We start from the raw sequence: 6,964 nt of genomic DNA on the forward strand, positions 1-6,964 counted from the left end.
GTATTTATTTAATATATCTGTAAAACTAGCGGATGTTTGCTGATGTTTAGCACCTAGATCCTCTGGTTTGGCGCCCAGTAAGTCGTCAGCATATAGATACAACATAGTTGCCTCATTAATCGATTCACGCGTATCAATGGTAAATAAACTGTCACCCCACTGAATCAAAATATCAACATATAGCATCAACACATATTTTTCAAATGCACCAATTCTAAGTTGCGCAATAGCAAAAGGATCAAAAGGGTCGTCTTCATACTGCTGGATAGCAGGATTGCCATCAGTTAATAATTGCTTGATAGTTTGCAAGGTATGATTACGGAAAGGTTGAAAATTCCAATAATGATTAACCGGGCTGATTAAATGATAATTGCCTAATATATCTTTTACTATCTGCGTTTGTGCTTGACTTAAGTTTAGGAAACTTAAGTCTTCATTACCTTTGTAATTTTTATTAACATCGCCATTTTTGTCAATATAAGGTTTGTCATCTAAGTTGGTATTTTGTAATGTCTTAAAGATAGCAGCCGACACATTTTCATCAATTTGTTTTGGCGCCTGATCAGAAAAAGTTTTTGAGGATATGTGTTTGCGTTTTTTAGAGGGGTTGAAAATATATCTAAGCCAATCAATGGCTTCTTCAAACTTGCTTTGATTACTTAGGTTTTTGGCAATTAAAATAGGGGCATGGAAAAATAACTCCCAATAATATTGGGCGTAAGGTCCTTGCATGAAATCAATTTGATCATTTTTTAGGATATCAGGTAATTTTGCACCTTTGGGGGGAGTTAAATCAGTAATTACATTTTCTTCGGTGATTGGAGTTTGTTGATTCTCTAACGATAACACCTGTTCAATGCTACTTGAGTTAAGTCTCTTTTGTAGTTTTTCAAAGGCAGGTGTGCCCATGCGAATAATATTGTAATCTATATCTTCGCAATCATTTAGGCTAAATTTAACATTAGACAATGCCAAAGGGTAGGGGGTGTTAAAAATCTCAATACTCGAATCGCAATTTATAATTTGAGCAAACATATTTGCAAACTCTCTGTCTGTAAGTTTAAGTGTGGGTTCGTCAACGTTAAGCTTAGTAGTCAGTTCTGATTTAAATAGTTGATAACCTTGGTCGGCAATGATCGGGTAGGCAATACGAGAATTAACATCTATTAAATTTGCAATTTTTTTATCTTTATTGTAACTCAAAGCTGTATAAACCGAAGCAGAGGCGCTTTCTCTATTCTTTATGTTTTTCCTGTCTAATAAAGATTCAACGAAAAAATCCTTAGAAACTATAAGGAGAGGCGCACATAATATTAAATACTTCTCGAATAGAGCTATTGTTTAGCTGCATACTGGCAAGATATTTTTCTAAACCTGTCCAGCCACCAACCTTCATATCTTGTATGAATTTATCTGTATTTGCAAAACCATAAAGCATAAGAAAAGCATTTACAAGAGAAGAGAAGGCCTTTGCAAAGCCACCAGAGCCATCAATAGATGTTAATGGCGTAATGTAGCCACCCTTAAGAAATTCTGTAAATATTTTTTTTGACACATCGGCAGATATGTCTTGTGTCACAAAGCTATCCTTAGTTAATAAAGGCGTGCTATAAAATAAATGAGAAGAAATGATGCCAGATTGTTTTATTTTTTTTGACTGTAGGTTTAAAAACAAAGAGTCCTTTTTGTTTTTATACAAAAAGGCACCCGATTTATTTTTTACAGCAAATTGCTTGCTGTGCTTTACATTAATATTGGCAAACAGCATTAACGATCTGTTGTTTGCCCCTGTCATTAGTAATTGGTCAATAATAGCAAATAGTTCTTTAGATGGAGAAGCGTCAATTAACTCTATTATTTGTGCACTCTTCTCCGTATCCGTTAATAGAGAGTATTTTATCGTCGCATAATAACTATCCCCCGTTTTTTCTATACAATCTGCTTCGATTGCGTTATCAATAAACTGCGTAAGCGTTACTTTTATAAGTGCTAATGCAGTCATTAATTCATAAAATTCTAACACTATAAGTCGTGTATCTTGTATACTATTACCGAATTGAAAATTGCTATATATATTGCCTGCTACATTCGCATACAGTGACTTATTGTAAGAATTATCGCTAATAACAAACCTTCTGTCTGTATTTAAAAAAGATGAAAGAGAAGGTGAGCTAGAGGTGCAGATTCCAACCTCTGTTTCTATTTGTTCTAGGTATTGATTAAACATTCTAATGCCAATATAAGGCATAAGCGTATCAATTGATGTCGTGTTAACATGTTTTTTCAGTACTTTGAATAAGCGTGTTTGAAATTCCTCTAAAACCTGTATATTTTCTATTGCCAAATCAGGAACCGTAACTTCGCCTTTTGTCAACTTGTTGGCAAAAGGACCGTAATACACGGCGATATCATTATCAATATGACTCACATACACGGTATTCCAATCATCAGAATCCATATCTGTGAATAAACCTGAAAACAACAGGTGAGTATTGTCGGATTTTTCTAATCTATTAACACCAATATCTTGTTTATCGTCAACATAAACAACTTCTTCGGCTATTAATGTTTGGGCTATTTCCCAAGATTTGTCTTCTTTAAGGAAAGAATACTTAACTGTGGCTTTGTAAATGTCTAAATCGTTAGTTTTAACTTTACCTACCTCGGCTGGGTTATCGCTGCTTTTTGATGAAACAGTAGAGGAGTTAACTTTTTTAATTTCCACCCAAAACAACATTAACTTGCCGGAATAATAAATAGGCGTAATATTCTTGCTGTTATTAGTATTGACATCCATATCGGTCCATAGCGACCAAACACCGTTACTCTGAAAATCAAAATCATCATTCAGTTCGTAAGTATAAGTGCAATAATAATATTTTGGCGGATGCGTTTTACTAACCGCAAAGAAATAATAAACCGCTCGATTGCCGTTTTCAGTGTAATAACTAGACAAATAATTCAAATCTACGATTTGCTCAAAATCCTTAAAATATTTTTTAAACGCTACTTCTACAGATTCTGTAGTAATGCCACTTTGTAATAAAGTTTGAGAAAAATCTTGAAATGCCTTGGATTGGTTTTTCCTTAAAGTGGGCTCCAAATAATTTTCTGGATAGAGGTAAATTTCCCTATTAGCTTCCCAAATACGATAATTACTAATCCATTGCCACCATACTTCTTCTATCTCAATCTTATCAATGTGTTGCTCAATACTAAGTTTGACGCGTTGCAAATAAAGCTGTGAGGCGTTAATTGCTTCTTTGATATAGGAGGTGCTAATTTTTGCTGAAACATTAATATCGGTAAGCAAAAATTCAGATAAATTCCTTGAAGAGCGGATATCGGGATAAGTTTGTGCCAAAACCCAAGTGGCAACTACTGCTGTAACATCGCGCTTTTCCTCTAGTACACTCTCCGATATGATTTGTGTTGCCACTTGAAAGTTACTGGGCGTATAGCATGACTTTAACTGTGTAAATAGTAAACTTTCTGCCTCTGACATGTCTGGACTAGTGCCTGTGGTTTTGTCAGATAAGGAAAACAGCATATTTACATTGTTTCCAAGACTACTGGTTAAAGAAAAGATGCTGTCCACTAAAGATAAAAAAGCCGCAACAGATTCCCCTTTGTAGCGTGCTAACACTGCTTGAACTTGATCGTTATCCCAGTTGGTTATATGGTGCAGTATTTTGTCTGCATCTTTTGATTTTTCACATTTTTTCTCTATATAATCAATAAAATTATTGTCGGTATCATTAAATTTGTTTTGCAAATCTCTAAAGGCAACCAACCCCTGTAATTGCGTTAGATTTATGCTTATTTGTGTAATTTGAGTTGCTGGAAATGTGATAAAACCATACGCTATTGGGTATTGAGCGATACTAGACAGTAATTCAGCATTATTAAACTGCAAAAGCTTGTTAAGTGTTAGAAGGCGTGAAAAATTAATGATTAGTGTTTGAACAGTGATAATATCATCAGTGGTCAAAAAAGCAACTATCCATTGTTTAGAGCCACTCGTATGGGTATTCATATCAAACAATGCCTTCATTGTTTCTTGAGTGGTATTTAAAAAACCAGCCACACTATTGATAAGCTTGGTTGTTGTTGCATCGGTTGGGTTTTTGCTTTTATCCAGCACCAGTGTAATTAATTTTTTGATAGAAATAAACCATTTAGGGAGGTCTTTTAGATGAAACCTTAAATCAATATAGCGACTAACACTGGCATTGATAATATAATCCACTTCAAAAGCATTGGTGTTGTGTTTTTGCATCCATAATGTAGCATTGACTAACGCTATTAAATCATCAATTGGATTCTTATGAGTATCTATGTCTGCCTGGGGTTTGTTTAGAATTTGAGCAATAACAACAAACTCAGGAATGCTAATATTTAGCCATATTGCAATAGAGCTATAAGAATACAATAACGATAAATTTTCAACACTCAATGGTAGCTGCTGTGTAGAAATATTAAGTATTTTTAAAGTGTATGTACCTAATGTTAATAAATCCGCTTTCCCTAAGCCAAATTGGTTTAGGATATTAATTACTGGCAAGGGTGTTTCTTTCTCAGATAAGTCCCAAGTTTGTACTGTGTCCTTATAAAAAAGAGGATTACCCGCATAGGAAGGGTGGTAGGGACTGTTGCTATTCGCACTATTAAAGATAACATCAAAAGGTGCTGCAGATACAGCATCAGCACCAACGCCGTAAGTTTTGATAATTCCTAAGCTGTTTAATATATTGGCAACAGGCTGTTGCAATAAATCAGCTAATTGGTAAATTTTACCAACCGTCGCTAAATCATCGCCACACAAAGCATCAATACGATTTTGTTGTGTGCCACTATCATAAGGCGCTAGACCGCTCATTAAGAATTCTGCCACATTCAACAGCCAGTCCGTATCCTGAAATGAAAGCCCTATGTAGCGAGAAAAGCGAATAAAACGCCCAATCATATCAAGATTATCAACAACAACAGTGCTATCGCCTTCTACATTTAAGTTTTTAATAATGCCATCTTCGATATAAAAATAATGTTCGGTAATGGATGTATGTTTGGTAAGATGTTTACAGATGTAAAAATTAGCCGCATTTGTTGTTTCCGTATCAACATTCAGATTTTGTTTGAATAAATCAAGTAATTGACTTGCGTCAATATCTGCTTGCTTGGAAAGAACTGTGGGTATCTCCATATTTGCTAAAGAAGTCGGATTATCAAGCCCCCATAATTCAGCCTGTGCTTTTGCATCTGTAACTACCGTCATTACTAGCGTGTGTTGATTCGGTGACAATGTCAATATTTCACGATAAAAATATTTCGCATCTACCTGCAATGTTTTGTAAATAGTTAATAAGCTCAATCCGGCTTGTTCAAGCCCAGAATGAACTTGCATTAATGGTAAACAAAAGGGCAAGACGAATGGGTAAGTAGCAGTATCCAGCCAAGCAACATAATTAGATTTCGCCTTATGGATAAGGCTTTGTAATAATTCGTCAATTCTTTCGTTGACAATCTCTAATTTCAGAACCTCGGTAGTGGTATTTTCCTGTGTTAATTTAAGTTTTTTTATATCGGGTCTTCTGTCAAAAAAATGTAAGCCTTTAGGGATACTAGAGGCATTAGCATCGCTAATATAAACTTGAGTAATGCGCATTAAATCTAACAAATAAGCAGCTGGGCCAAAAATAGAGCTGAACTCAGAGCAGTCATAATAATCTAAATCGCCAAATAACATTTCATAACTGGGTAAATCTTCAAAAACGGCAAAAATACCAGGATCTGCCGTAAATGCTTTGGTGCGAGAAAACCCGCTAGATGGATGCAAGTTCTTCGCATTAGTCATCATATGCATACTCGCCGATCTAATGGTGTGAGCAACTTTGTAAACCTCATTTAGCTGCTCACTACCAGAAAAATCTTGGCATAATTGCAAAAACTGTTGGAGAGGCGTTATTGCAATATGATTGGCAGAATCAAAGCCTTTGTTTGCAAAATAAGTTGCTGTTTCGCTAGATACATTTAATCGCATCAATCTTTGATGTTTAGCGAGTTGCTTCCATTCTTCACTGTTGTGAGTAAGATTATGTTTTTTTAAGGTTGTTTCGTCAAATAAGTTGATAGTTTTAATGTTCAATTTTCTCTCCTTTAAGGGCTTTATGTTATTTATACAGGGGTTTTGTTGCATTTTTCTTTTGAAAAATAATACTAATTGCTTGGCAAGGCATCAAGTAACTTGGCTGAATAAAGTATTTCCACTGTTACATCTGGGTCATCAATTTGACAAGAAACAGCTTCGGCAACAGCATCAATAGCCACTTGAGAGGCTTTTTCATTAAACATAATGTAAAAACCATCCGTATCTCTTTCAGTATAAAAATCACGAATCCGCACATTAGTGACTTTAATTCCATGGTTTGGAGAAGTAATACTTGGGTGAATATCACCAGCACAGTGCTCGGTTGATGTGTAAATAACACTCCCATTTTTACGGTAAATAATCGTATAGTCATGCCTCTCAACAGAGAAAACATCCTTTGTTGTATATTTGCCAAATGAAGCTCTTTTGCCTACATCACCTTCATTAACAAAAATTATCCCATTGTCGGCAAGTATAGAAAAATAAGGGCCATTAGCATACTCATGTATCGCAAGACCAAACATCACTTGTCTATCAGTTTGTCCTATACTAAGACTGATACAGCCATCGTGCTCCATGTAACTTGATGAATAGAAATAAGCTAAATCCCAACCCGAATCCGGGCCAATAAAAGTAAAAAGTAATGTGTCAACGCCTATAACTGTATAGCCTCTACCTAAGTCAAACTTTGGTATTTTATCTTGATTAATAGTCGCAACAACAGTGTTGTTGTAACTTACCTCTCGGGTTGCTTTATTCAAACTAACGCCTTTAATGCTCTTGATCTCGAACAAACCATTGCTAGGATAATAAGAA

The 6,964-nt window shown here is 35.2% G+C and carries 2 protein-coding genes and 1 pseudogene; all 3 read right to left on the bottom strand.

The genetic code is table 11. From position 1 onward, the window contains the following. Positions 1 to 1,203: pseudogene (locus BAZSYMA_RS09140) on the bottom strand (hypothetical protein); the annotation flags it as partial. Positions 1,204 to 1,282: 79 nt separating this feature from the next. Continuing rightward, positions 1,283 to 6,145, bottom strand: a complete 4,863-nt coding sequence (locus tag BAZSYMA_RS09145; RefSeq protein WP_195910185.1) for a neuraminidase-like domain-containing protein — start codon at positions 6,143 to 6,145, stop codon at positions 1,283 to 1,285. Positions 6,146 to 6,216: 71 nt separating this feature from the next. Beyond that, positions 6,217 to 6,964: hypothetical protein (locus BAZSYMA_RS09150; protein ID WP_206599461.1), on the bottom strand; the 748-nt coding region annotated here is incomplete at its 5' end.

The sequence above is a fragment of the Bathymodiolus azoricus thioautotrophic gill symbiont genome (assembly GCF_001298715.1).
GTDB lineage: Bacteria > Pseudomonadota > Gammaproteobacteria > PS1 > Pseudothioglobaceae > Thiodubiliella.